Here is a 22,995-nt window from a genome sequence, read left to right on the forward strand (position 1 = left end):
TGTGCGCTCAGATGAGCCCGGCGTGCGCCAGTGCCGCGTCCACCGCGCGCCGACTCGCCTCCCCCGCCTCAGTCATCGGCAGGCGCAGTTCCTGGGGGAAGCCGGCTCGAACACGGCCGAGCGCATATTTGACCGGGCCGGGCGAGGCATCGGTGAACATGGCGATGTGGAGCGGATAGAGCCGATCGTGCAGCGCAAGCGCACCCGCCGTATCGCCCGCCGCCCAGGCCGCCTGGAAGTCGGCGCAGAGCCGCGGGGCGACATTCGCCGTCACCGATACGCAGCCGACGCCGCCCATCGCGTTGAAGGCGAGCGCGGTTTCGTCGTTGCCGGACAACTGGACGAAATCGGTCCCGCAGCCGGCCCGCTGCTCAGAGACGCGCGCGAGATTGCCGGTGGCGTCCTTCACGCCGACGAAGCGCTCGGGGAAGGCGTGGACGATCCGCGCCATCGTCGCGGGCTGGATATCGGTCACCGTCCGGCCGGGCACGTTGTAGAGCACGATCGGCAGATCGGTCGCCATCGCCACCGCCTCGAAATGGCGGAAGATGCCCTCCTGGCTCGGCCGGTTGTAATAAGGCGGCACCATCAGCGCGGCATCGGCACCGGCATCACGCGCGGCGTTCACGTTGGCGATTGCCACCTGGGTATCGTTCGATCCCGCACCGGCGAGTATTTTCACGCGCCCGCGCGCCTGATCGGCGCAGATTCGCACGATGTGGAAATGCTCGTCCTTGGGCATCGTCGCGGCTTCGCCCGTCGTGCCGCACGGCACCAGCGCGGACGAGCCCTGCTCGATCTGCCATTCGACGAGGGCGCGGAAGTCGTCCTCGGCAAAGCGGCCGTTGCGAAACGGGGTCACGAGCGCGGGGACCGAACCGGAGAACATCGCGCTGAATCATCCTTTTTTGCTTGAACGGGGTGGCAGATACGGCCGCGTGCCCTATCATGTCCAGCATGGTCGGTACGGTAATCAAAGGCGCGTTGTTGTTCGCCGGGATTTCGGGACTGGCGGCATCGGCACGGATGACGCCTGAGGCAATCACGCTGCTTGCCGAGGGGCTGTCGCCGCGCGCGCAGGCCCAGTCGCAGTTCGATCCGGTTGCTACGGCGCTCGTTGAGTGGAAACGCCTCCAGCAATCGGACAATTATCCCTTTTCCGATTATGCGAGCTTCCTGCTCGCCCATCCCGGCTGGCCCGGCGAGAAAAGCCGGCGCGCCGCCGCCGAGACTGTGCTCGCCAGCGGCAGCGATGCGCCGCAGCTGGTTATCCGGTTCTTCACGCGCTTTCCACCGATCACGCCGGCCGGCCGCATCCGCTATGCTGAAGCGCTGGCCGCGTCGGGGGCGACCGCCCAGGCGGCCGATCAGGCGCGCCGCGCATGGCGATCGGGGATCTTGCGGCCGGCCGACGAAAGCAGACTGTTCGCCGCGTTCGGCAGCATCCTCACGCCCGCCGATCACGATGCCCGTGAAGACATGCTGCTGTGGCAGGGCCAGCTGAGCGCCGCGCGCCGCCAGCTCGCCTATACCTCATCGGCCAACCGCCCCGTTTTCGAAGCGCGGATCGCGTTCCGCAGCGAAGCACCCGACGTCGCCGATCGTGCCGCCGCGGCCGAGCCGCGCGGCCGCGGCGATCCCGGCTATATCGCAGACCGCGCCCGATGGCTGCGCGATACCGGGCAGTCGCCGGCGATGCGCGCCTATCTTGCCCAGCCGCGACGCCTGACCAGCTATCCGGGCGACGCCGAACGGTGGATGGAAGTGCTGCTCACCGCCGCGCGCGGCGCCGCTGCCGACCGGCAATTCCCGCTTGCGTGGAGCATCGCCAGCCAGGTCGACGACGCCTTCTCGCCCGGAACGGACGTCAGCGAAATGCCGTTGGGCGAACGTGACGATTACACCAGCCTCACCTGGCTCGCCGGAATGACGGCGATGGACGAACTCGGCCGGCCGGGCGACGCGGTCGGCATGTTCGATCGTTACTCGCGGGGCTCGCGGACGCCGCAAACCCAGTCCAAGGGGCTTTACTGGGCCGGTCGCGCTGCCGAAGCAGCGGGCAACCGCCCGCTCGCCAACAGCTATTATACCCGCGCGAGCGCCTATCCCGATCTCTACTACGGCCAGCTCGCCGCCGAGCGGCTCGGGCGGGCGCTCCAGGGGCCTTCGACGCTCGCAGGCAAGAAGGTCGATCCCGCCGCACGCGAGGCGTTCTACCGGCTGGAGGTGGTGCGCGCCGCCCAACTGCTCGGGGCGATGGGCAATCGCGCGGACCAGGGGCTTTTCCTCCGCCAGATCGCGCAGGACGTGACGAGCGACGACGATCATATCCTTGCTGCCGAGCTGAGCCGCGCGATCGATCGTCCGGACCTCGGCGTCATGGTCGGCCGGAGCGCGCTGCAGAACGGGCTCACCGATTACAGCGCGGCCGGCTTCCCTTCGGTCAAGATACCCGAGGGGCAGAAAGATTACTGGACGATCATTCACGCGATCGCCCGTCAGGAAAGCCAGTTCAATCGCGATGCTGTCAGCCGCGCGGGCGCCCGCGGGCTGATGCAGCTGATGCCGGGCACCGCCCGCGAGGTCGCGAACCGGCTGGGCAAAAGCTATGACGTGGGCGCACTCAACGCCGACACCGATTATAACATCGAACTGGGGTCCAGCTACTTCCAGCGGATGCTGACCTATTATGGCGGCTGTTATCCGCTCGCGGTCGCCGCTTATAATGCCGGGCCAGGCAATGTGAACAAGTGGCTCCGCGCCAATGGCGATCCGCGACTGCCCGGCGGCGACATCGTCCGCTGGGTCGAGGCGATTCCGATCTTCGAGACCAAGAATTACGTGCAGCGGGTGCTCGAAAACGCCGTGGTCTATGATCTGATGCACCCGGATCATGCCCGGTCGAGCGGGCCGACCAACCTCAGCTGGTATCTGGGCAAGCGCCAGCCGGGCTGATAACCGCTCGGCGATGCAGGAACGCCCCAATTACATCACGCCCGCGGGCTATGCGGCACTCAAGGCGGAATATGACCAGTTGTTCGCCGAGGAGCGCCCGCGCCTCGTCGAAACGATCGCCTGGGCGGCGGGCAATGGCGACCGTTCGGAAAATGGCGATTACATCTATGGCAGGAAGCGGCTGCGCGAGATCGATCGGCGGCTCGGCTGGCTGGCAAAGCGGATGAAAGCCGCCAAGGTGGTCGACCCGTCGCGTCAGGAGGATCGCACAGGCGTCTATTTCGGTGCCACGGTGACGATTGTCGACGAAGACGACAATCAGCGGACGCTGACCCTGGTCGGCGATGACGAGGCGGATGCCGCCAAGGGAATGGTCGGATGGAACGCCCCGATCGCGCGCGCGCTTCGCGGGGCGCGAACGGGCGACCTGCGCCGGGTGAACCTGCCGGCCGGCGAGCGCGAATATGAGGTGATCGCGATCACCTATCCCTGACGCGCCAGGGGCTGCCGAAGTTGCGGCGGACCGATCCCCCGCCCGCTTCTCATTTGTCCCATCCTGCTACAGTTGGAGCGCCTCCAATGATTGGCGGGAACGAAGGAAGTCGATGGCGCAGCAACGAATTTTGGTTTCGGGACGGGTCCAGGGGGTCGGTTATCGCGATTGGGTGGTGCGGACGGCGCAGCGCAGCGGCGTGACCGGTTGGGTCCGCAATTTGAAGGACGGCCGCGTCGAAATCGTCGCCGCCGGCGAGGAGCCGGCATTGGAAGCGCTGGTCGAGGCGTGTCGCACCGGCCCGTCACTGGCCCGGGTCGAGCATGTCGAAAGCGCTGCACTGGCCGAAGACAAGCCGCACAAGGGGTTCACCAAACGCTTCACCGCCTGAGCGGGAACGTTCGCGCGCCGGCTTCGCTTCTCCAGATACACAAGCATGGAGAGCAAGATGGAAAACCGCCGGACCGAAACCGCACGCGACAATGACGATAGCGCCGTCATCGATGCAGCGGCGCCAGCACCCGACCAGGGTGGCCGCAGCGGCGGCAATCTAGCCCGTGACGTCGGTACCGATGCGTCGGAGGATGCGGTAAGCGACCCTGACGAGCATCGCCGTGTCCGCAAGCAGGACGAAATCGATCACGGCCAGCGAACCGCAACGGACCGCGCGCGCGGATGACCTCGATCGACGCCCGCGGCCTGACGCAGCGATCGGTGCTGCGTCAGGTCAGGGCTCAGCGAGTTCGCCGCAATCGCCACCGATGCTCTGGCGGAACGGCCCCGCGCCATAGCCGAGTTCGTCCGCGGGATCCTTTGCGATCAGATAGCGGACCTTGCGCCCGTCGCCACCCTCGGCCGCGACCACCCAAGCCGCTTTGCCGTCGACCGTTTCGCTGCCGACCACATCGAAAACGAAGCGACCCGCCCCCTTGTCATAATGATAGGATGGCAACTCGAAGTGTCCGCCCTCGGCAAGCGGAAGCGCGGCCATTGTCAGCCCCCACAGATTCCCATCCCAGACGGGCCCCTCCAACTGGGTCATGGTCGGCGTCTTGCCGTCGACCGACGTCTCGGCGACGTCATCCGAATAGCGCACGCGGGCGTGCGCCTGTCCGTTCTTGCGACTGTCCATCGTGACCGGGCGCAGGTCCGCACGGCGCAGGACGAAATGGTCGCGAAGATCGAATTGGCCGCCCGCCATGCGCTGATGGACGACCACATCCCACATCGGGACGCCTGCCTCCTTGATCGCCCGAACGCTTTGCCAGGTCTGGCCGATCGCCTTGTCGCCGTTGAAGATCGTGTAGCAGCGGCTGCCCGCCTGCAGCCTCGTGCCGTCGGGGACTACCGCAGGCGCTGCGACCTGCGCGAGCGCCAACAGAAAAAGATGGATCACCGCCGCTGTCTCCCCAGTTTATGCACTCTACTGTGCTAACTGAGTAGAACACGCCGTGCAAGCAACAGAGAGGCCGGCCCCGGCCGGGCCGGCCTCTCGCGATATCAGCGCGTCAGCTTCTTATAGGCCAACGCGGTCGGACGATCAGCGGCGTCACCCAGGCGACGACGCTTGTCTTCTTCATAGGCGTCGAAATTGCCCTCGAACCATTCGACATGGCTGTTGCCTTCGAAGGCGAGGATATGCGTGGCGAGACGATCGAGGAAGAAGCGATCGTGACTGATCACCACGGCGCAGCCCGCGAAATTCTCGATCGCCTCTTCCAGCGCGCCCAGCGTTTCGACGTCGAGGTCGTTGGTCGGTTCGTCGAGCAACAGCACATTGCCGCCGCGCTTCAGCATTTTGGCGATGTTGACGCGGTTGCGCTCACCACCCGACAGCTTGCCGACGTTCTTCTGCTGGTCCTGGCCCTTGAAGTTGAACGCGCCGACATAGGCGCGGGTCGACATGTCGTGGCCGTTGACCTTCATATAGTCGAGCCCGTCCGAGATTTCCTCCCAGACGTTCTTGCTGTCGTCGAGATGGTCGCGACTCTGATCGACATAGCCCAGGCGTACGGTCGAGCCGATGTCGATCTCGCCCGAATCCGGGGTTTCCTGGCCGGTGATGATCTTGAACAGAGTCGACTTACCCGCACCGTTCGGCCCGATCACGCCGACGATGCCGCCCGGCGGCAGCATGAAGGAGAGGTTCTCGAACAGCAGCTTATCGCCATAGGCCTTGGAGATGTTCTTCGCCTCGATCACCTTCCCGCCCAGGCGCTCGGGTACCTGGATGACGATCTGGGCCTTGCCCGGCGTGCGGTTTTCCTGGCTGGCGACCAGTTCCTCGAACTTCTTGATACGCGCCTTGGACTTGGTCTGGCGGGCCTTGGCGCCCTGCCGGATCCACTCCAGTTCGTCCTTGATCGCCTTCTGGCGGCCGGTCGCCTCACGGTCTTCCTGCTCGAGGCGCTTGGCCTTCTTTTCGAGATAGGTCGAGTAGTTGCCCTCGTATGGGAAGTACTTGCCGCGGTCGATCTCGAGGATCCAGCCCACCACATTGTCGAGGAAATAGCGGTCGTGGGTGATCATCAGCACCGCGCCGGCATATTCCTTGAGGTGGTTCTCCAGCCAGTTGACGCTTTCGGCATCGAGGTGGTTGGTCGGTTCGTCGAGCAGCAGGATCGACGGCTTCTGGATCAGCAGCCGGGTGAGCGCGATGCGGCGCTTTTCACCGCCCGACAGGTTCTCGACCGACCAGTCGGACGGCGGACAGCGCAGCGCTTCCATCGCGACTTCGAGCTGGTTGTCGAGCGTCCAGCCATCGACCGCGTCGATCTTAGCCTGGAGATCGCCCATCTCCTCCATCAGCGCGTCGAAATCGGTGTCGTCCTTGGGATCGCCCATCTCGGCCGAAATGGCGTTGAAGCGATCGACCATATCCGCCACTTCTCGCGCGCCGTCCTTGACGTTCTCAAGCACATTCTTGCTGGGATCGAGCTGCGGCTCCTGCGGCAGGTAGCCGACGGTGATGTTCTCACCCGGCCAGGCCTCGCCCGAGAAATCCTTGTCGATACCCGCCATGATCTTCATGAGCGTCGACTTGCCGGCGCCGTTCGGGCCGACGATGCCGATCTTCGCGCCCTGATAGAATTGCAGGTTGATGTTGCTCAGCACCGGCTTGGGGGCGCCGGGGAAGGTTTTGGTCATGTCCTTCATCACGAAGGCGTATTGCGCAGCCACGGTGGCGGATCTCCGTTGCGAGTATTCTGGATGCTGGAAAAAGACGTGCGGCATGTAGCGATGCGCGCGCGCATTGGCAAACCGTTGCCAGCCCCATTGCAATCACAGGATCGCCGGTTAGCATTCGCAGCATGAACAAGCGCCTCCTGCTCGCGGCCGTCGCCGCACTCGCCCTGCCCTTCCCCGCCCTGGCCCAGACCACCCAACAGGTGGCGGCGGTTCGCGATGCTGCGATGAAGGACGACATCGCCTGGGACGTGGTCGAAGGCCTGACGACCGAAGTCGGCCAGCGCCTCGCCGCAACCGAAGCCGAAGCGCGCGCCCGCACCTGGGCGGTGAAGAAGCTGACGGCGCTCGGCTTCAAGAACGTGCATATCGAAACCTATCGCATGCCGGTCTGGGTCCGCGGCGTCGAAACGGCGGAAGTGCTGGGTGCGTCCTCGCAGAAGCTGGCGATCACCGCGCTCGGCTATTCGGGCTCGACCGGTGCGCAGCCGCTGGAGGCGGAGGTCGTCTATTTCCCCTCGCTCGCCGATCTTCGGGCCGCACCCGCCGGGAGCCTGAAGGGCAAGATCGCCTTTATTGACCATGCGATGGTGCCTACACAGGATGGCTCGCAATATGGCTATTACGGCGCGGTTCGCCGCGCCGGCCCCAGCATCGCAGCCACGAAGGGCGCGGCCGCCGTGCTGATCCGATCGATCGGCACCGATCATCACCGCAATCCGCACACCGGCGTCACCACCTGGGCCGATGGCGTGTCGCCAATCGGCGCCGCGGCACTGTCGTTGCCCGATTCCGAACAGCTCGTCCGGCTGGTGAAGCGCGGCCCCGTGCGGCTGCGTCTGACCATCACGCCGCAGTTCAAGGGCGAGGCCGAGTCGGGCAACGTCATCGCGGACATCCCGGGCAGCGATCCCGAGGCTGGTATCGTCGTCGTCGGCGGCCACCTCGACAGCTGGGATCTCGGCACTGGCGCGATCGACGACGGCGCCGGCGTGGCGATCACCACCGCCGCTGCGCTACATGCCGCCAAGCTGGGCCAGCCGCGCCGCACGATCCGCGTCGTCTGGTTCGGCGCCGAGGAAGTCGGCGGCTTTGGCGGCGAGGCCTATGCCAAAGCCCATGCCGGCGAACGCCATGCGCTTGCGATGGAATCGGATTTCGGCGCAGACCGGATCTGGAAGTTCGAAACCAATTTGCCCGCGTCCGCAAACGCGATCGGCGATCGCCTCGAGGCTGCGCTCTACCCGCTGGGCATCGAACGCGGCCGGGCAACCGCGCATGGCGGCACCGATGTCGCACCGATCCTGCGCGGCCGGGTGGGTACGATCGGCCTGACCCAGTCGGGCATGCGCTATTTCGATTATCACCACACCCCCGACGACACCCTCGACAAGATCGATCCGGAGCAGCTTCGCCAGAACGTCGCAGCATGGGCCGCGATGCTGGCGATCGTCGCCAATGCCCCTGAAGCGATGGGCCCTGTTTCGGCGGCGTCGGAAGAATAGGTCGACCTGCCCCAAATTGGGCAAAAACATGGCCGTTCCGCGGCAATCGGCGCGCTTGGTGATTGACGTGACCCGCCATCCGCGCAATTCAACCGCTGGAACGGCGCGATGTTTCGCGCCCGAAACGATCATTGAGTTGAAACGGGAGCACCGGATGAAGAAGCTTCGCATGATGGCGGTCGCGGGGGTGCTGGTTGCGGTCGCCGGTTGCGACGGCGGCGAGCAAAGCAATGTCTCTGACATCTCGAACGAGTCGCTCGAGGCGAATGCGATGATCTATCAGGAAGCATCGGATAATGCCGCCAACGCAGCGGCAGAGGCGATGATCGCCAATGCGGGGGTCGCCGAGAATGCGACCGGGGATGCGCCCGCCGATCAGAACTGATCGGCAGCGCTCGCACCGGCGGTCCGCCGTGCGCGAGGTGCGTCAGTAACCCGCTTCGATCGCCATCCGCACCGCATCGGCAGCGGTGCGCACGCCAAGCGCCTTGAACATCGCCGCGCGGTGCATCTTGATGGTCCGCTCGGTCAGGCCGAGATCATAAGCGATCTGCTTGTTGAGCTTGCCGGCGGCCATCGCGATCAGCACGGTCCGCTGGCGCGGCGACAAGGCATCGATTCGCTCGCGCGCGACGGTCGCGCGATGCGTGCTGCCGTCGGCGGGGCCGTCGACCTCCATCTGCGAGCCGAGGAAATATTCGAGCTCGCCATCCTCGCCGAAGATCGGCGCGACCAGCACCGCGTTGCGGAACGGCGTGCCGTCCTTCTTGTAGTTGAGGATTTCCACCATCACCGGCCGCTTCTCGCGCACGCCGGCGCTCAGCGCCTCGCTCAGCCACGGCTCGGTCTTGTCGCCCGATAGAAAGCGGCAATTGCGGCCCAGGATCTCGTCGCGTTGATAGCCGGTGAGCGCGATGAATGCGTCGTTGCAATCGATGATCGGGTTATCGGGCAATCGGGGGTTGCTGAGCACCGCAGCAACGGCGCTTCCGGCGATCATGTCGGCTAGTGGCATTGGTCGGCTTTCCGCATCCTTTTGGGGCCGCAAATCTGCATACCCTTTTGTCCATGTTCCCGGTTCCCCCCGGGTTCCTCATGTGGAGGACACTCGACGCCGGCGGGCCACGAAACTGCTGCCGGTGAAACGAAAGGTAGGCCCGATGAACTTCTTCTGCAACGATATAGAACGGGCCGACAACGATACTGACCGCGAAACGGTCCCGGAGGACGTTCAGGAAGCGGTCCGGACCCTGCTGCGCTGGGTGGGCGAAGACCCCGAGCGCGAAGGGCTGCGCGACACACCGCTGCGGCACGCCAAGGCCTGGCGCGAATATTGTGCCGGCTATGACGAGGATCCCGGCATGCACCTCGCCCGCACCTTCGAGGAAGTGGCGGGCTATGACGAGATCGTGCTGCTGAAGGACATCCCTTTCCAGTCGCATTGCGAGCATCACCTCGCCCCGATCATCGGCAAGGCGTCGATCGCCTATCTCCCCAAGGACCGGGTGGTCGGCATCTCCAAGCTCGCCCGCGTCCTTCACGGCTATGCCCGACGCCTGCAAATCCAGGAGCGGCTGACCGCCGAAATCGCCCAGGCGATTTGGACGCATCTCAAGCCCGCCGGCGTCGCGGTGGTGATCGAGGCGCAGCATGGCTGCATGACCGGGCGGGGCGTCAAGACGCACGGCGTCGGCATGGTCACCAGCCGGATGCTTGGCTGCTTCCTTGAGGATCGCAGCAGCCGTGCCGAGCTGATGTCGCTGATGGGCTATTGAGCGGACGTCTGCAGATGGACGTGGTGATCCTCGGCGCCGGCATCGCCGGCCTTGCCTGCGCCGATCGGCTGTCGGCAGAAGGACATGGCGTGACCTTGTTCGACAAGGCACGCGGCCCCGGCGGACGCATGTCGACGCGGCGGGTCGAACTGGGTGATGAAACCATGCAGTTCGACCATGGCGCCCAGTATTTCACGGTCCGGAACGGAGAATTCGGCCATCAGGTCGCGCGATGGGCGAACGATGGGATCGTGCGCCCCTGGCCGGTTGCGGGCAGCGATGCCTGGGTGGGCACCCCGACAATGAACGCACCCGTGCGCGATCTGGCGGCGCGGCACGACGTCCGCTTCGGCCATCACGTCGCGGCGCTGACCCGCGACCGGCTGGGCTGGCACGTGCGGCTGCAGGATCGTCAGTTCGGGCCGTTCGACGCGGCGATCGTCGCGGTGCCGGCCGAACAGGCAGCGGCGTTCCTGGGGTCGCACGATCTGCGTATGGCCGCGGATGCGATGGCAGCGCGGTCACAGCCATGCTGGACGGCCATGATCGCATTCGACGACCGGCTCGACGTCGATGAAGACTGCATCCGCCAGAGCGGCATCATCGGATGGGCATCGCGGGACAGCGCCAAGCCCGCGCGGCCCGGTGGCGAAACATGGGTCGTCCAGGCACACGGTTCATGGTCCGCGCAGAATCTGGAGCTTCCTGCCGACGACGTTGCCCGTTCGCTGCTCGACGCGCTGCTCTCTCATGCCAAAAGCGCCTCGCCTCCGCTGCGCTATCTGGCCGCGCATCGCTGGCGGTTCGCGATGACGCCGGGCATCGACAAGACGGTGCTATGGAACCAGGCGCTAAGGCTCGGCGCGTGCGGCGACTGGCTGCTTGGGCCGCGCGTCGAATTCGCCTGGTTGTCGGGTCACCGGCTTGGCTCGGCAATCGCCGCCGAGAATCCGGGGTTTACATCGATGCAAGCGCGAGCGTGAGCAAGCCCAGCCCGGTCGAAAGCTGAAGCCGCAGCGCCATCCAGCCGCGCGGCATCGGCCATTGCCCCGCCAGCATGAAGTCAACCGCGGGCGACATCAGGATGGCGACGCCCAGCACCCGCATCGCCATCTCCAGCTGCCAGCCCGATCGCTCCGCGATCATCAATCCCCAACCGATTAGCGACGGCATCACCGCAACGCCCCAGATCCAGCGCGGGGCGCCGACCCGGGCAACGCCCTGCCCCCACCACAAGCCGCCCAGAAAGCTGAAGATTAGCGCCGAATAGGCGAATCCGCCGGTCAGCATCGCCCAACGCCAGTCCGCGATCGCCAGCGAGACGATCGTAGCGGCGATCAGCGGCAACAGCCCCGCATAGCCGAGCAGTCGCGCCAGGCGCTCGAAGCGATGGTCAGGATTGAGCATTGTCGATCGTTGTCGCGTGCCGGGCCAGCGCTCAACCTGTCCGAACAGACATGGCGCCCTTTCGGTGCAAAGCCACCACATCGTGTGGATGCCACGCCTGATCCTGCTGCTCGGCGACCAGCTCAGCCCGACGATCAGCTCGCTCGTCGATTCCGAGCGCGAACGAGACGTCGTGCTGATGGCTGAAGTCGCCGACGAAGCCAGCTACGTCCCACATCACAAGCGCAAGCTCGCCTTCGTCTTTTCGGCGATGCGGCATTTCGCGCATGAACTCGCGGACGCAGGCTGGACGGTACGCTATGTTCGGCTCGACGACGCGGCGAACAGTGGCTCGCTAGCCGGCGAAGTGGCACGCGCGCGCAGCGAACTCGGCGTCGACACGCTCTGCTGTACCGAACCGGGCGAATACCGGCTGTATCAGGCACTCGCATCGCTGCCGGACATGGTGATGCTGCCCGACGAGCGGTTCCTGATCGACCGGGCAGACTTCGTCCGCTGGGCGGACGATCGCCACGGGCTGCGGATGGAATTCTTCTATCGCGAGATGCGCCGCCGCACCGGGCTGCTGATGGACGTCGATCGTCCATGCGGCGGTGCATGGAATTTCGATCGCGACAATCGCGGCACGCCCGGCGACGATGTGGTTCTGCCCCCGCTGCCGCGCTTTCCGCCGGACGCCATCACGGGCGAAGTGCTGGCGATGGTCGCGGAGCGGTTCGCCGACAATTTCGGCGACCTCGACTCGTTCGATCTCGCCGTCACCCGTGCCGATGCAGAATTCGCGCGCGATCATTTCGTCCGCCACGCCCTGCCGCAGTTCGGCGACTATCAGGATGCGATGCGGCTCGACCATCCGGTGCTGTTTCATGCGCATCTCGCACTCTATCTCAACATCGGGCTACTCGATCCGCTGGCGCTTTGCCGGATGGTCGAGGCAGAATGGCGCGCGGGCCGGGTGCCGATTAATTCGGCAGAAGGCTTTATCCGCCAGGTAATTGGCTGGCGCGAATATGTGCGCGGGCTCTATTGGCTGCACATGCCGGGCTACGCCGCGGTAAACGCGCTCGAGGCGCACCGGCCGCTCCCCGATTTCTACTGGACCGGCAACACGCCGATGGCCTGCATTCGCGCCTGCGTGAGCCAGACCCGACAGCTCGCCTATGCGCATCACATCCAGCGCCTGATGGTCACGGGCAATTTCGCGCTGCTGGCGGGCATCGATCCATATCTGGTGCATGTCTGGTATCTGGCGGTCTATGCCGATGCCTATGAATGGGTCGAATTGCCCAATACGATCGGGATGGCGCTGTTCGCCGATGGCGGGATCATGGGTTCCAAGCCCTATGCCGCGAGCGGAGCCTATATCCATCGTATGTCCAATTACTGCCGCGGCTGCCACTATGACGTCCGCCAAAAAAGCGGCGCGGCCGCCTGTCCCTTCAACTATCTCTACTGGAACTTCATCGCGCAGCACCGCGAACGTTTTGCCCAGAGCCGCCGGATGCAGCCCATCGTCCGCAACTATGACCGTATGTCCGAGGACCGGAAGCAGGAGATCGCCGACGACAGCGCCCGTTTCCTCGCTGCGCTCGAACCGGCGGAGGCGCACTGGAATGGTTAAGCCCTCCAATCGCGCGATCGTGTGGTATGATGGCGGATGCCCGCTCTGCACGCGGGAAATCGCATTGATGCGGCGTCTGGATCGCGGCCGGCGGCTGCAATTCGTCGACGTCAGCAACGATGCTGCCGCGTGCCCGGCCGATCGCGCCGCGATGCTCGCGCGGTTTCACGTCACCGATACGAGCGGACAGCTCCATCACGGTGCAGCGGCCTTCGCGGCGATGTGGCGGGAAATCCCGCTGCTCCGGCCGCTCGGGCATCTCGCCCGGCTGCCGGGCGTTCTCTCGATGCTGGAATGGCTGTATCGCCGTTTCCTCAGCGTCCGGCCGGCGTTGCAGCGGCATCTTCGACACAAGGATCATCATGGCTGAGGATCGTTCCGACGAAAGCCGCGCGCACGCCATCCCCGTGACTCGCCTGTCGCGCCTGGGTCGGATGGGGCGGCTGGCGGGCGGCGTTGCAGGCAACGTGCTCGCCGGAGGCGCGCGCCGGCTCGTCGCGGGCGAGCGGCCCCAGCTGCGCGATCTGGTGCTGACGCCAGGAAACGTCGCCCGCGCCACCGAGCAGCTCGCCCAGCTCCGCGGCGCCGCGATGAAGCTCGGTCAGATGATTTCGCTCGACGCAGGCGACCTTCTACCGGCCGAACTCACCCAGATCCTCGCGCGGCTGCGCGACCGTGCCCATCACATGCCGCCCGCCCAGCTCCAGCAGGTGCTGGCCCGCGAATGGGGCGCCGACTGGCGGAGGCGCTTTGCCCTGTTCGAGGCGCAGCCGATCGCGGCCGCGTCGATCGGCCAGGTCCATCGCGCCCGCCTGGCGGACGGCCGCATGTTGGCGATCAAGGTCCAGTATCCCGGCGTGCGCAAGAGCATCGACGCCGATGTCGACAATGTTGCGACATTGCTTCGCGTCTCCGGCCTGTTGCCGCGCAGCATCGACATTGCACCGCTTCTCGTCGAGGCGAAGCGGCAGCTGCACGACGAGGCCGATTATGCGCGCGAGGCGGCGATGATGACGCGCTATGTCGATCATCTCGCCGGGGACGAGCGATATCTGGTACCACGCCCCTTCGCCGATCTTTCGACCGAGAACGTCCTGGCGATGGACTATGTCGCGGCCCAACCGATCGAGGCGCTGGAAAGCGCGCCGCAGGAGGAGCGCGATCGCGTCGTCACTGCGCTGATCGACCTGGTGCTGCAGGAGCTATTCGCCTTCGCCTTCATCCAGACCGATCCGAACTTCGCCAATTATCGCTATCAACCCGAAAGCGGACGGCTGGTGCTGCTCGATTTCGGCGCCGCCATGCCGGTATCGCCAAAGGTCTCGGCCGGTTACCGCGCGCTGCTCGAGGCGGGCCTTGCCGGCGACGTCGAACGGGTGCTGGCGGGCGGGCTCGAACTGGGCTTCTTCAGCCCCGCTGCGATCGAGCGCCACCCGGCGGCGATCCGGCGCATCATCGGCCTGATCCTTGCCGAGAGCGACCGGGCAGATCGCTTCGACTTTTCCGATCGCGGCTTTCTCGGCGCCATCCGCAGCGAGGGAATGGCAATGGCGGAGGATCGTGCGATCTGGCACATTCCGCCTGCCGAAACGCTGTTCGCGCAGCGCAAGATCAGCGGCATGGCGCTGCTTGCCGCGCGGCTGCGCGCGCTTGTGCCGCTGCGCCAGCTGGTCACAGACCGGCTAGCCAATCATGCCGCTACACCTCAGATCGACGAAGCGACGACATAGCCGCCGACGGCGATCACCACCGCGGCAAAACCGCGCTCGAGCAACCCCTTGCGCGCGCCGATCACCCGTCCAATGGCGATCCCGGCCACCGTCCCGCCAACGCCGCCCAGCACCAGCAACAGCGTGACCGGCCAGTCGATCAGCCCAGACAGGGCGTAGGAGGCAGCGGTGGTGAACCCCAGCGCGGTGACAACGACGAGCGAAGTGCCGATCGCATAGGCAAGCGGCATCGACGTCGCCAGGATCAGACCCGGGACGATCAGGAAACCACCGCCGATCCCGAAAAAGCCAGCGGCAAGCCCCACCCCCAGGCCAATCGGGATCAGGCGGGGCAGCAGCGTGGCCGCGCTCTGCCGTGTCAGCCGCACGTCGGGCGCCTCGGCGGTCCGCCGAGGCCGCAGCATCGAAATGCCGACGCCGATCATCAGCAGGCCGAACAGCACCAGCAGACGCTTGCCGTCAAACGCCTTGCCCAGCTCGGCGCCGATCGCCGCGCCCACCATGCCGGCGGCGGCGAAAACGGCAGCACAGGGCCATTTCACCCTTCCGCCGCGCGCATGGCCGATCATGCTGGCAAAGGCGTTGGCCATTACCGCCACCGCCGCGGTGCCGATCGCGGCGTGCGGCGATCCGATTCCGACCACGTAGATGAGCAGCGGCACCGCCAGGATCGATCCGCCCCCGCCGACGAGGCCGAGGACGAGGCCGATCGCACCGCCCGAGGCGAGCGCAGCGGCGATGACGGCAGCGTCCACCGCTTCAGGCCGCCGCGCGCCGGTTCCACGGCATCTGCCGCAGCAGCGTCGCCATGCCGCACGAGCCCGTCGTCCCAGCGAAGAGGAGCCCTGCGCCGACAAATGCGGAAAGGCCCAGAAACGCGGGCGCCACCATCCAGCCGAGCGCAATGCCGCCCAGGATCAGCGCGCCCGCCACGATCTGCACCTGTCGCATGATCTCGATCGGCTGCGAACGATCACAAATCGTCGCATGACCGTCACGCCGCCACGCCTCGATACCGCCATCGAGCACATAGGCAGGCGCCGGCCCGGCCGCAGCGAACAGCGAGGCTGCATTGGCGGCAGTGCGCATGCCGGAACGGCAGTGAAAGACGATTGGCCGATCCTCGGCAGGTAACTCGTCCAGCCGCTCGAGGGGCAGGTTCAACGCGCCGGCAATGCGCTCCCGCGCATGTTCGTCGGCGCCGCGAATATCCACCAGCCTCGCGCCGGCTTCGATGGCTTGGCGGGCTTCGGCGGGTGACAGGGACGTCAGGGTCATCGCGTCAATCCTTGCAGTAAAGGGTGTAAAGGGTTGCGAGCAGCGCCTCCACGCGGGGATCGGCGATGCGATACCAGAGCGTCTGGCTCTCGCGCCGAAAGGCGACGATCCCCTCGTCGCGCATCTTGCCGAGATGCTGCGAGCAGGCCGACTGGGAGAGGCCCACATCGCGGGCCAGATCGCCCACGGTCACCTCACCATGTTCGACCAGCTTGCACAGCAGCATCAGCCGCCGGCCGTTGCCGATCGTCTTCAGCATGTCCGCCACTTCGCCGGCTTTCCGCTCGAACGTCGCCATGTCCATCGGGGGCTTCAGCATCGCGCTCCTTCCATTAGATCTTTCTTATTTAGAATGCTCTAATATATAGTCAAGCGACACGTTGGAGACACAGCATGACCCAGCCTTTCATCGAGGCATTTTTCGACGAGCCGACCAACACGATCAGCTATCTGGTCGGCGATCCCGAGACCCGCGCCGCTGCGGTGATCGATCCGGTGCTCGATTTCGATATCGCCAGCGGCACCGCCGACGACCGATCGGCAGAACGGATCCTCGCCTTTGCGCACGATCATGGCTGGCGAATCGAAATGGTGCTGGAAACGCATGCCCATGCCGATCACCTGTCCGCCGCCCCCGTCATCAAGGCGCGTACCGGCGCGTGGATCGGGATCGGTACGCACATTCGCGACGTGCAGAAGATCTTCCGCCCCGTCTTCGCGATGGACGATCTAAAGACCGACGGTTCCGATTTCGATCGCCTGTTCGACGATGGCGATCGCTTCACGATCGGCACGCTCGCGGTCGAGGTGCTGCATGTCCCCGGCCACACCCCGGCCGACATCGCCTATCGCATCGGTGACGCCGCGTTCGTCGGCGATACGCTGTTCATGCCCGATTACGGCACCGCGCGCGCCGATTTCCCCGGCGGCGATGCGCGAACGCTCTATCGCTCGATCCGGCGCCTGTTGTCGCTGCCGGACGAAACGCGCCTCTTCCTCTGCCACGACTACAAGGCGCCGGGCCGCGACGATTATCGCTGGGAAACGACTGTGGGCGAACAGCGCCGAGCCAGCGTTCACGTCCATGACGGCGTGAGCGAAGACGATTTCGTCGCCATGCGCGAACGCCGCGACGCCGGCCTTTCGGTGCCGAAGCTGCTCTTGCCCTCGATCCAGGTGAACATTCGCGCCGGGCAATTCCACGAAGCGGAAGCGAATGGCGTCACCTATCTCCGCATCCCGGTGAAACTGACGACGCACGAGCGCTAGCGGCGTTCAATATGCCAAGGTCGGCGATCCCATGAAAGTCGAACCCTTTGATCCCGATTCATGGACTCACCGTCTAATATGGAATCGCCGCGCCATCCCACGCAAATAAGCCGCCCGACTGCTCGGGGCCGAGCCCGTCGAGGACTGCGAGCAGGTGCTGGGCGCTTCGCTCCGGCGTTAAGATACCTTCGGGTGCCACGCCGCGCTGGAACGGCGCGGAAAGGTCGCTGTCGACGGTGCCGGGGTGCAATGCGGCGACCACCGCCTGCGGATGGGTACGGCGCAGCTCGATCGCGAAGTTGACCATCAGCATGTTGAGCGCCGCCTTCGATGCGCGATAGCTGTGCCAGCCGCCGATCCGATTGTCGCCGATCGAACCCACCCGCGCCGAAAGCGCCGCGAACGCCGATCGCCGGTCGCGAGGCAGCAGCATCGGCAGGTGCCGGCCGATCAGCGCGGGACCGATCGTGTTGATTGCGAGCACTTCCGCCATTGCCTGGGCGTTGATCGCGCGCATCGACTTTTCGGGCGCCGGTCCGCCGTCGCGGTGGAGCATGCCGGTCGCGACGAACACCAGGTCGAACGGGCCGTCCACCATCGCTGCGGTCGCGACGTCGGCGATGCTGTCGGGATCGGTGATGTCGAACGTGAATGGCACGACCTTTGGCGATGCCTGCTCCGGCGCACGCCGCCCGCCGGCGTGGATGACCGCGTAGCTGTCATCTGCTGCCAGTTGCCGGACGATCGCGCCACCGATCGCACCGGTCGCACCAAAAACCAGTGCCCGCTTGCTCAAGCGCATTCTCCCTGGCCCGCCGAAGTGCGGCGCGATGCCGGGCCGGACAAGCTGTACCGAGGGGCGGCTGCGAGCTTCGTCGGCCATCCTGTTGCGCCATTGCGACGATCTGCCCTTTTTGCGCCCGGAATTGGTCGCTAGGGGAGTTGCATGCGCGCCCTTCTCCTCGTCCTCCCGCTGTTGCTGGCCAATACGGAGGATCCGACGATTCCGCCGGCCGTGAAGGCGATGCTGGACGCGGCGATGAGCGCCGGCAGCGAATCCGACGTGGCGGTGATCGTCAAATATGCGCGCACCGCCGATCCTGCTTCGGCACCGCTCGTCGCCAAGATCGCTGCCGACTGGCGCAACCATCGTCGCGAAGTCGCGCAGCGCGCACTGCGCGAGGCCGATTTCCTTTCCCTGATGAAGGGGCATGCCGAACTCGGCGGCTATGTCACCACCGGCAACACCCAGAATATCGGCCTTACCGGCGCCGTCGAGCTGAAGCGCGAGGGGATCGAATGGCGGCACAAGCTTCGGCTTCAGGCGGACTATCAGGAAAGCCTGGGCGTCACCACGCGCGAACGCTATCTCGCCGCCTACGAACCGAACTGGAAATTCGACGATCGCGCCTATGTCTATGGCGCCGCGCAATATGAAAGCGATCGTTTCTCGGGCTTCACCAATCGCGTGTCGCTGTCGGCCGGTGCCGGCTATACTGCGATCAAGTCGTCGGCGATCAAGCTCGATCTCGAACTCGGCCCCGCCTATCGTTACACTGTCTTCGTCGACGAGGGACCGGAAAACAACCTCGCCGCGCGCGGATCGCTCGATTTTGGCTGGAAACTGTCAAAGGGCATTTCGCTGACGCAGACAGCATCCGCCTTTGTCGAGCGCGAAAACAGCACCGTCTCCAGCAAGTCGGCGCTGCTTGCGCGTCTGATCGGCCCGTTGTCGGCGCAGCTCAGCTACACGGTTCAGTATGAGAGTCAGCCGACCGGCGGCCGCGTCAACACCGATACCACCAGCCGCGCGGCGCTCGTCGTCGATTTCTAGGACGATCGCGGCAACCTGAACGCGCGGTTATGGGCCGATGCCCGTGCGGGGGTGTTCAAACGCGCCGGTTCCGCGCTACCAGTGCCCGCATGACCGAGCTTTCGCCAATCGAGCGCGGCGTGATCGAACGGGCCGAAGCCGCGCCCATGCTCGATCGCACCCAGGCATGGACGTCGATCAACAGCGGGACGCGTAACCTCGCCGGGCTGGCACGGATGGCCGATTCGCTTGCCGACGCCTTCGCCGTGCTCCCCGCCACGCCGCAGCTGATCGATCCCGCGCCCGTCGAGACGGTGACGCCCGACGGCAGGGTGGAGGCGCTCGAGCACGGCCGGCATCTGCGGATCGATGTCCGCCCGTCAGCGCCGATCCAGCTTCTCTTCACCGGCCATATGGACACCGTGTTCGGTGTCGATCACCCGTTCCAGTCGAGCCAATGGCTTGAGGATGGTGCGCTCAACGCCCCCGGCGCGGCCGATATGAAGGGCGGGCTCGCGCTGCTGCTCGCTGCGCTCGAAGCGATGGAGGCAAGCGCTGCCGCCGAACGTTTCGGCTATACCGTCCTGGTCAATTCGGACGAGGAAACCGGCTCGCTATCGTCGCGCGGACTGATCGAAGAGGCGGCGCGCGGCAAGCATGCCGCCCTCACCTATGAGCCTGCGCTGCCCGATGGCACGCTCGCCGGCGCGCGCGGCGGCACCGGCAATTTCTCGCTCGTCGTGCGTGGGCGCAGCGCCCACGCCGGACGGAACCCCGACGACGGGCGCAACGCGCTGGTCGCGGCTGCGGCGCTGGCGGTGCGGATGGCAGACGCACGGGCCCCGGGGCTTGCGGTCAATCCGGCGCGGATCGACGGCGGCGGGCCGAACAATGTCGTGCCCGACCTCGCGATTCTTCGCGTCAATTTCCGCCCCAAGGATGCGGCGTCGATCGCCCATGCCGATGCGGTTCTGTCCAGCGCGATCGCCGAAATCGCCGCCACGCATGAGGTGACGATCGAGCGTCACGGCAGCTTCAACCGGCCGCCCAAGCCGATCGATCCGGGCGCCGAACGTCTGTTCGGGCTGGTGCGCCGGGCCGGCGCCGACCTCGGCATCCACGTCGACTGGCGCGCGACCGGCGGGGTGTGCGACGGCAACAACATCGCCGCGTGCGGCGTCCCCGTCGTCGACACGATGGGCGCGCGCGGCGGCGCCATTCATTCTGCGGAGGAATTTCTGATCCCTGAAAGCCTGCCCGAACGCGCCGCGCTGTCGGCGCTCACCATCCTACGCCTGATCGACGGGGGCTTGGCATGACCTTTCGCATCCGCGCAGCGCGCGACGAGGATCTCCAGCCGCTTTACGAAATGGCGAAACTGACGGGCGGCGGCTTCACCAACTTGCCGCCCGACCGGGGGGCACTGCGCGCCAAGCTCCACCGCAGTCACGCGGCCTTTGCACGACCGGAAGCCGAAGCAGCCGAAACCGACGACCTGTTCGTCCTCATCCTCGAGAATGTCGCTACCGGCGAAGTGCGCGGCACCTGCCAGATCTTCACGCGGGTTGGCCAGAAATGGCCGTTCTACAGCTATCGCATTGGCACCGTCACCAAGCACAGCCAGGAGCTAAATCGTACCTTCCGCGCCGAAATCCTGAGCCTTGCGAACGATCTGGAAGGATGCAGCGAGGTTGGTGGCCTGTTTCTCCATCCGGGTGAACGCGCGGGCGGGCTCGGGCTGCTGCTCGCGCGCAGCCGCTATCTGTTCATCGCCCGCAATCGCGCCCGCTTCGCCGACCGCATCCTTGCCGAGCTGCGCGGCGTGATCGACGAAGCGGGCGGCTCGCCTTTCTGGGACGGCGTCGCCGGCCGCTTCTTCGGGATGAGCTTTCAGGAAGCCGACGAGTTCAACGCGACGCATGGCAACCAGTTCATCGCCGATCTGATGCCGAAGCACCCCGTCTATACCGCGATGCTGCCGGAAACGGCGCGCGCGGTGATCGGCTTGCCGCACCCGTCGGGCCGGGCGGCGATGCGGATGCTGGAGAATGAGGGTTTCGCGTTCGAGAATTATATCGACATCTTCGACGGTGGCCCCACGATGACGGCGCGCGTCGATCACGTGAAGACCATACGCGATGCCACGGTCGCGCCGGTGGCGGCGATTGTAGCGGGCGGGGAGCCAGGGCTGGTGGCGACCGGCCGTCTCGCCGATTTCCAGGCGGCGCTCGCCGATGTCCGCCCCGTCGATGGTGGCATCCAGGTCGATCCCGCAGCCGCCGCTGCGATCGGCGTCGGCGCGGGCGACGAACTGATGTGGGTGGCACGCTGATGTTGGTCGAGATCAATTTCGACGGGATCGTCGGCCCGAGCCACAATTATGCCGGACTGAGCCCCGGCAACCTCGCCGCGACCCATAATCGCGGCAACCCTTCGCATCCGCGCGCCGCAGCGCTTCAGGGCATCGCCAAGATGCGGACGAACCTGTCGCTGGGGCTTACACAGGGCATCCTGCTGCCGCATGCGCGCCCGGACCATCGCTGGCTGGCATTGCTCGACACCAGCTATCACCACGCTCCGCCGCACACCCGCGCACAGGCGATGTCCGCCTCACCGATGTGGGCCGCAAACGCCGCAACCGTCTCCCCCGCGCCCGACAGCGCCGACGGCCGCTGCCATCTGAGCGTTGCCAATTTGCTGACGATGCCGCACCGCAGCCATGAATGGCCCGAGACGCTGGCCCAGTTGCGGCTGGCATTCGCCGATCCGGCTTTCACGGTCCACGGCCCGGTGCCACCGCCGTTCGGCGACGAGGGGGCGGCAAACCATATGCGCCTGGCAGCCAGCCACGACGCGCCGGGCGTCGAGATATTCGTCTACGGCATTCATGGCGGCCCCTTCCCCGCCCGTCAGCACCCCGATGCGAGCGCCGTGATCGCGCGGCGACACAAGCTCGATCCCGAACGCACCTTGTTCGTCCAGCAATCCGAAGCGGCGATCGCCGCTGGCGCGTTCCACAACGATGTCGTCGCCGTCGCGAACGGCCGTGTGCTGTTCGCGCACGAGCAGGCCTTTGCCGACAAACAGGCCTTCTACGATCGTCTTCGCGCGACGATGCCCGAGGTCGAGATCGTCGAGGTGCCCGCCGCCGAGGTCAGCCTTGCCGATGCGATCGCCGCCTATCTGTTCAACGCGCAGCTGGTGACGTTCCCCGGCGGCGAAACCGGCCTGATCGTCCCCGGCGAGGCGCGCGCCACCCCCAGCGTCTGGCGCTGGTTGCAGGATCACCTCGCGGGCAACGGGCCGATCCGCCATGTCGAGGTGGTCGATGTGCGCGAGTCGATGGCGAATGGCGGCGGACCTGCCTGTCTCCGCCTGCGCGTCGTTGCCGATCCGGCGACCGTTGATCCGCGCTTTCTGGTCGATGATGCCCGGCTCGACACGATCGCGGCGATCGTGGAGCGGCATTGGCCTGAGACCATCGCCGTCGACGCGCTCGACGATCCGGCGCTGGTGGCGCAGGTGGAATCGGCGCGGAGGGCGTTGCTGGAGGCGCTCGGCTTCGACTCGCTGGTTGTACCGCCGAGCCTGTCGAGTTAATTGACAGGTAAGCATCAGGACAATCGGAAATCCCCCGAATTTCCGCCGCTGGCACGGTGATTGCTTCGGTTCAGCCATGATCCACGCAATCGGTCGCCTGTTCGTCATCAAATCGAAGTTCGAGGCTTTCCTGGTGATCTTCGGCCTCGCCATGGGCGCGGCCGAACGCGGAGTGCACTATCTGCATCAATATCCCGGCTGGGGCGGCTGGCTGCTGTTCGGCGCCTGCCCCATCGCCGTGTTCATGGCGGGCGCACGCATCATCGAAAGCTTCGACATGACCGAGTGAGCCTGACCACTTAATGCTACCGGTGTCATAAGCCTTCTGCTAAGACGCTCCCAACGATGATCACATCGAAAGGG

At 65.8% G+C, this 22,995-nt stretch carries 26 protein-coding genes; 17 read left to right on the forward strand and 9 right to left on the reverse strand.

Annotation, left to right across the window (positions count from 1 at the left end; translation table 11 throughout):
- Positions 1–7: 7 nt before the first annotated feature.
- A complete protein-coding gene (gene dapA / locus ACX40Y_RS08965; protein WP_459119201.1) occupies positions 8–889 on the reverse strand; it encodes a 4-hydroxy-tetrahydrodipicolinate synthase in 882 nt (293 codons plus the stop codon).
- Positions 890–957: 68 nt separating this feature from the next.
- On the opposite strand from dapA, the gene ACX40Y_RS08970 reads away from it, so the two are divergent.
- The 4 genes from ACX40Y_RS08970 to ACX40Y_RS08985 all read left to right on the forward strand — a co-directional run bounded on the left by ACX40Y_RS08970 (position 958) and on the right by ACX40Y_RS08985 (position 4,127).
- The gene (locus tag ACX40Y_RS08970) at positions 958–2,955 is read left to right on the forward strand and encodes a lytic transglycosylase domain-containing protein (protein WP_459119253.1); all 1,998 of its coding nucleotides are present in this window, start codon (positions 958–960) and stop codon (positions 2,953–2,955) included.
- Between the two features lie 13 nt (positions 2,956–2,968).
- Positions 2,969–3,448, forward strand: a complete 480-nt coding sequence (gene greB / locus ACX40Y_RS08975; protein WP_459119202.1) for a transcription elongation factor GreB — start codon at positions 2,969–2,971, stop codon at positions 3,446–3,448.
- A gap of 112 nt (positions 3,449–3,560) precedes the next feature.
- Positions 3,561–3,839, forward strand: a complete 279-nt coding sequence (locus tag ACX40Y_RS08980; RefSeq protein WP_459119203.1) for an acylphosphatase — start codon at positions 3,561–3,563, stop codon at positions 3,837–3,839.
- Positions 3,840–3,896: 57 nt separating this feature from the next.
- Positions 3,897–4,127, forward strand: coding sequence for a hypothetical protein (locus ACX40Y_RS08985; protein WP_459119204.1), 231 nt, complete (start codon positions 3,897–3,899; stop codon positions 4,125–4,127).
- A gap of 48 nt (positions 4,128–4,175) precedes the next feature.
- Here the strand turns inward: ACX40Y_RS08985 and ACX40Y_RS08990 are convergent, their stop codons facing one another.
- Both ACX40Y_RS08990 and ettA read right to left on the reverse strand, forming a co-directional pair.
- On the reverse strand, positions 4,176–4,844 hold the full coding sequence (locus ACX40Y_RS08990; RefSeq protein ID WP_459119205.1) for a DUF3108 domain-containing protein: 669 nt from the start codon (positions 4,842–4,844) through the stop codon (positions 4,176–4,178).
- Between the two features lie 104 nt (positions 4,845–4,948).
- Positions 4,949–6,628 carry an energy-dependent translational throttle protein EttA gene (gene ettA, locus ACX40Y_RS08995; RefSeq protein WP_459119206.1) on the reverse strand — a complete coding sequence of 560 codons (1,680 nt, stop codon included), beginning with the start codon at positions 6,626–6,628 and terminating at the stop codon, positions 4,949–4,951.
- A 131-nt stretch (positions 6,629–6,759) separates the two neighbouring features.
- Here ettA and ACX40Y_RS09000 point away from each other — a divergent pair, with 131 nt between their 5' ends.
- The gene (locus ACX40Y_RS09000; RefSeq protein WP_459119207.1) at positions 6,760–8,139 is read left to right on the forward strand and encodes a M20/M25/M40 family metallo-hydrolase; all 1,380 of its coding nucleotides are present in this window, start codon (positions 6,760–6,762) and stop codon (positions 8,137–8,139) included.
- A 28-nt stretch (positions 8,140–8,167) separates the two neighbouring features.
- Positions 8,168–8,524, forward strand: coding sequence for a hypothetical protein (locus ACX40Y_RS09005; RefSeq protein ID WP_459119208.1), 357 nt, complete (start codon positions 8,168–8,170; stop codon positions 8,522–8,524).
- A 42-nt stretch (positions 8,525–8,566) separates the two neighbouring features.
- Here ACX40Y_RS09005 and ACX40Y_RS09010 read toward each other — a convergent pair whose 3' ends face one another.
- Complete coding sequence (locus ACX40Y_RS09010; RefSeq protein WP_459119209.1) at positions 8,567–9,154, reverse strand: PAS domain-containing protein; 588 nt, start codon at positions 9,152–9,154, stop codon at positions 8,567–8,569.
- 145 nt (positions 9,155–9,299) lie between these two features.
- Here ACX40Y_RS09010 and folE point away from each other — a divergent pair, with 145 nt between their 5' ends.
- Both folE and ACX40Y_RS09020 read left to right on the forward strand, forming a co-directional pair.
- Entirely contained in the window at positions 9,300–9,914 is a 615-nt protein-coding gene (gene folE, locus ACX40Y_RS09015) for a GTP cyclohydrolase I FolE (RefSeq protein WP_459119210.1), read from the forward strand.
- A 14-nt stretch (positions 9,915–9,928) separates the two neighbouring features.
- Positions 9,929–10,897 carry an NAD(P)/FAD-dependent oxidoreductase gene (locus ACX40Y_RS09020; protein ID WP_459119211.1) on the forward strand — a complete coding sequence of 323 codons (969 nt, stop codon included), beginning with the start codon at positions 9,929–9,931 and terminating at the stop codon, positions 10,895–10,897.
- Here the strand turns inward: ACX40Y_RS09020 and ACX40Y_RS09025 are convergent.
- The gene (locus ACX40Y_RS09025; RefSeq protein WP_459119212.1) at positions 10,872–11,321 is read right to left on the reverse strand and encodes a DUF3429 domain-containing protein; all 450 of its coding nucleotides are present in this window, start codon (positions 11,319–11,321) and stop codon (positions 10,872–10,874) included. The genes ACX40Y_RS09020 and ACX40Y_RS09025 overlap by 26 nt on opposite strands.
- Positions 11,322–11,409: 88 nt before the next feature.
- Between ACX40Y_RS09025 and ACX40Y_RS09030 the strand changes: the two genes are divergently transcribed.
- Genes ACX40Y_RS09030 through ACX40Y_RS09040 form a run of 3 tightly spaced genes read left to right on the forward strand, consistent with a single transcriptional unit; the run spans position 11,410 to position 14,672 of the window.
- On the forward strand, positions 11,410–12,942 hold the full coding sequence (locus ACX40Y_RS09030) for a cryptochrome/photolyase family protein (protein WP_459119213.1): 1,533 nt from the start codon (positions 11,410–11,412) through the stop codon (positions 12,940–12,942).
- A complete protein-coding gene (locus tag ACX40Y_RS09035; RefSeq protein WP_459119214.1) occupies positions 12,935–13,312 on the forward strand; it encodes a thiol-disulfide oxidoreductase DCC family protein in 378 nt (125 codons plus the stop codon). The genes ACX40Y_RS09030 and ACX40Y_RS09035 overlap by 8 nt, the downstream gene beginning before the upstream one ends.
- Positions 13,305–14,672, forward strand: a complete 1,368-nt coding sequence (locus tag ACX40Y_RS09040; RefSeq protein WP_459119215.1) for an ABC1 kinase family protein — start codon at positions 13,305–13,307, stop codon at positions 14,670–14,672. Before ACX40Y_RS09035 ends, ACX40Y_RS09040 begins: the two co-directional genes overlap by 8 nt.
- Here ACX40Y_RS09040 and ACX40Y_RS09045 read toward each other — a convergent pair.
- The 3 genes from ACX40Y_RS09045 to ACX40Y_RS09055 are packed head-to-tail and all read right to left on the reverse strand — an operon-like array spanning position 14,648 to position 16,269.
- Positions 14,648–15,427 carry a sulfite exporter TauE/SafE family protein gene (locus ACX40Y_RS09045; RefSeq protein ID WP_459119216.1) on the reverse strand — a complete coding sequence of 260 codons (780 nt, stop codon included), beginning with the start codon at positions 15,425–15,427 and terminating at the stop codon, positions 14,648–14,650. The two genes, ACX40Y_RS09040 and ACX40Y_RS09045, sit on opposite strands and share 25 nt — an antisense overlap.
- A gap of 4 nt (positions 15,428–15,431) precedes the next feature.
- Positions 15,432–15,950, reverse strand: coding sequence for a rhodanese family protein (locus ACX40Y_RS09050; RefSeq protein ID WP_459119217.1), 519 nt, complete (start codon positions 15,948–15,950; stop codon positions 15,432–15,434).
- A gap of 4 nt (positions 15,951–15,954) precedes the next feature.
- Positions 15,955–16,269: an ArsR/SmtB family transcription factor gene (locus tag ACX40Y_RS09055; RefSeq protein ID WP_459119218.1), complete on the reverse strand. Its 315-nt coding sequence runs from the start codon at positions 16,267–16,269 to the stop codon at positions 15,955–15,957.
- A gap of 74 nt (positions 16,270–16,343) precedes the next feature.
- On the opposite strand from ACX40Y_RS09055, the gene ACX40Y_RS09060 reads away from it, so the two are divergent.
- Entirely contained in the window at positions 16,344–17,219 is an 876-nt protein-coding gene (locus tag ACX40Y_RS09060; protein ID WP_459119219.1) for an MBL fold metallo-hydrolase, read from the forward strand.
- Between the two features lie 73 nt (positions 17,220–17,292).
- Here the strand turns inward: ACX40Y_RS09060 and ACX40Y_RS09065 are convergent, their stop codons facing one another.
- Entirely contained in the window at positions 17,293–18,015 is a 723-nt protein-coding gene (locus tag ACX40Y_RS09065; protein ID WP_459119220.1) for an SDR family NAD(P)-dependent oxidoreductase, read from the reverse strand.
- A gap of 150 nt (positions 18,016–18,165) precedes the next feature.
- Here ACX40Y_RS09065 and ACX40Y_RS09070 point away from each other — a divergent pair, with 150 nt between their 5' ends.
- From ACX40Y_RS09070 to ACX40Y_RS09090, 5 genes are all read left to right on the forward strand, one after another.
- Positions 18,166–19,053 (forward strand): DUF481 domain-containing protein, encoded by an 888-nt coding sequence (locus ACX40Y_RS09070; RefSeq protein ID WP_459119221.1) that lies wholly within the window; start codon positions 18,166–18,168, stop codon positions 19,051–19,053.
- 89 nt (positions 19,054–19,142) lie between these two features.
- Positions 19,143–20,351 (forward strand): hydrolase, encoded by a 1,209-nt coding sequence (locus ACX40Y_RS09075; RefSeq protein ID WP_459119222.1) that lies wholly within the window; start codon positions 19,143–19,145, stop codon positions 20,349–20,351.
- Positions 20,348–21,364: an arginine N-succinyltransferase gene (locus tag ACX40Y_RS09080; RefSeq protein WP_459119223.1), complete on the forward strand. Its 1,017-nt coding sequence runs from the start codon at positions 20,348–20,350 to the stop codon at positions 21,362–21,364. The genes ACX40Y_RS09075 and ACX40Y_RS09080 overlap by 4 nt, the downstream gene beginning before the upstream one ends.
- Positions 21,364–22,632: an N-succinylarginine dihydrolase gene (locus ACX40Y_RS09085; RefSeq protein ID WP_459119224.1), complete on the forward strand. Its 1,269-nt coding sequence runs from the start codon at positions 21,364–21,366 to the stop codon at positions 22,630–22,632. The genes ACX40Y_RS09080 and ACX40Y_RS09085 overlap by 1 nt, the downstream gene beginning before the upstream one ends.
- 76 nt (positions 22,633–22,708) lie before the next feature.
- On the forward strand, positions 22,709–22,921 hold the full coding sequence (locus tag ACX40Y_RS09090; protein ID WP_459119225.1) for a hypothetical protein: 213 nt from the start codon (positions 22,709–22,711) through the stop codon (positions 22,919–22,921).
- Positions 22,922–22,995: the final 74 nt, after the last annotated feature.

Source organism: Sphingomonas sp. RS6 (assembly GCF_054489705.1).

Excerpts from the sequence above, each read along its gene's own strand:
- dapA (WP_459119201.1), bottom strand. The coding sequence starts at position 889 with ATGTTCTCCGGTTCGGTCCCCGCGCTCGTGACCCCGTTTCGCAACGGC.
- ACX40Y_RS08970 (WP_459119253.1), top strand. The coding sequence starts at position 958 with ATGGTCGGTACGGTAATCAAAGGCGCGTTGTTGTTCGCCGGGATTTCG.
- greB (WP_459119202.1), top strand. The coding sequence starts at position 2,969 with ATGCAGGAACGCCCCAATTACATCACGCCCGCGGGCTATGCGGCACTC.
- ACX40Y_RS08980 (WP_459119203.1), top strand. The coding sequence starts at position 3,561 with ATGGCGCAGCAACGAATTTTGGTTTCGGGACGGGTCCAGGGGGTCGGT.
- ACX40Y_RS08985 (WP_459119204.1), top strand. The coding sequence starts at position 3,897 with ATGGAAAACCGCCGGACCGAAACCGCACGCGACAATGACGATAGCGCC.
- ACX40Y_RS09000 (WP_459119207.1), top strand. The coding sequence starts at position 6,760 with ATGAACAAGCGCCTCCTGCTCGCGGCCGTCGCCGCACTCGCCCTGCCC.
- ACX40Y_RS09005 (WP_459119208.1), top strand. The coding sequence starts at position 8,168 with ATGGCCGTTCCGCGGCAATCGGCGCGCTTGGTGATTGACGTGACCCGC.
- ACX40Y_RS09010 (WP_459119209.1), bottom strand. The coding sequence starts at position 9,154 with ATGCCACTAGCCGACATGATCGCCGGAAGCGCCGTTGCTGCGGTGCTC.
- folE (WP_459119210.1), top strand. The coding sequence starts at position 9,300 with ATGAACTTCTTCTGCAACGATATAGAACGGGCCGACAACGATACTGAC.
- ACX40Y_RS09020 (WP_459119211.1), top strand. The coding sequence starts at position 9,929 with ATGGACGTGGTGATCCTCGGCGCCGGCATCGCCGGCCTTGCCTGCGCC.
- ACX40Y_RS09025 (WP_459119212.1), bottom strand. The coding sequence starts at position 11,321 with ATGCTCAATCCTGACCATCGCTTCGAGCGCCTGGCGCGACTGCTCGGC.
- ACX40Y_RS09030 (WP_459119213.1), top strand. The coding sequence starts at position 11,410 with ATGCCACGCCTGATCCTGCTGCTCGGCGACCAGCTCAGCCCGACGATC.
- ACX40Y_RS09035 (WP_459119214.1), top strand. The coding sequence starts at position 12,935 with ATGGTTAAGCCCTCCAATCGCGCGATCGTGTGGTATGATGGCGGATGC.
- ACX40Y_RS09040 (WP_459119215.1), top strand. The coding sequence starts at position 13,305 with ATGGCTGAGGATCGTTCCGACGAAAGCCGCGCGCACGCCATCCCCGTG.
- ACX40Y_RS09050 (WP_459119217.1), bottom strand. The coding sequence starts at position 15,950 with ATGACCCTGACGTCCCTGTCACCCGCCGAAGCCCGCCAAGCCATCGAA.
- ACX40Y_RS09055 (WP_459119218.1), bottom strand. The coding sequence starts at position 16,269 with ATGCTGAAGCCCCCGATGGACATGGCGACGTTCGAGCGGAAAGCCGGC.
- ACX40Y_RS09060 (WP_459119219.1), top strand. The coding sequence starts at position 16,344 with ATGACCCAGCCTTTCATCGAGGCATTTTTCGACGAGCCGACCAACACG.
- ACX40Y_RS09070 (WP_459119221.1), top strand. The coding sequence starts at position 18,166 with ATGCGCGCCCTTCTCCTCGTCCTCCCGCTGTTGCTGGCCAATACGGAG.
- ACX40Y_RS09075 (WP_459119222.1), top strand. The coding sequence starts at position 19,143 with ATGACCGAGCTTTCGCCAATCGAGCGCGGCGTGATCGAACGGGCCGAA.
- ACX40Y_RS09080 (WP_459119223.1), top strand. The coding sequence starts at position 20,348 with ATGACCTTTCGCATCCGCGCAGCGCGCGACGAGGATCTCCAGCCGCTT.
- ACX40Y_RS09085 (WP_459119224.1), top strand. The coding sequence starts at position 21,364 with ATGTTGGTCGAGATCAATTTCGACGGGATCGTCGGCCCGAGCCACAAT.
- ACX40Y_RS09090 (WP_459119225.1), top strand. The coding sequence starts at position 22,709 with ATGATCCACGCAATCGGTCGCCTGTTCGTCATCAAATCGAAGTTCGAG.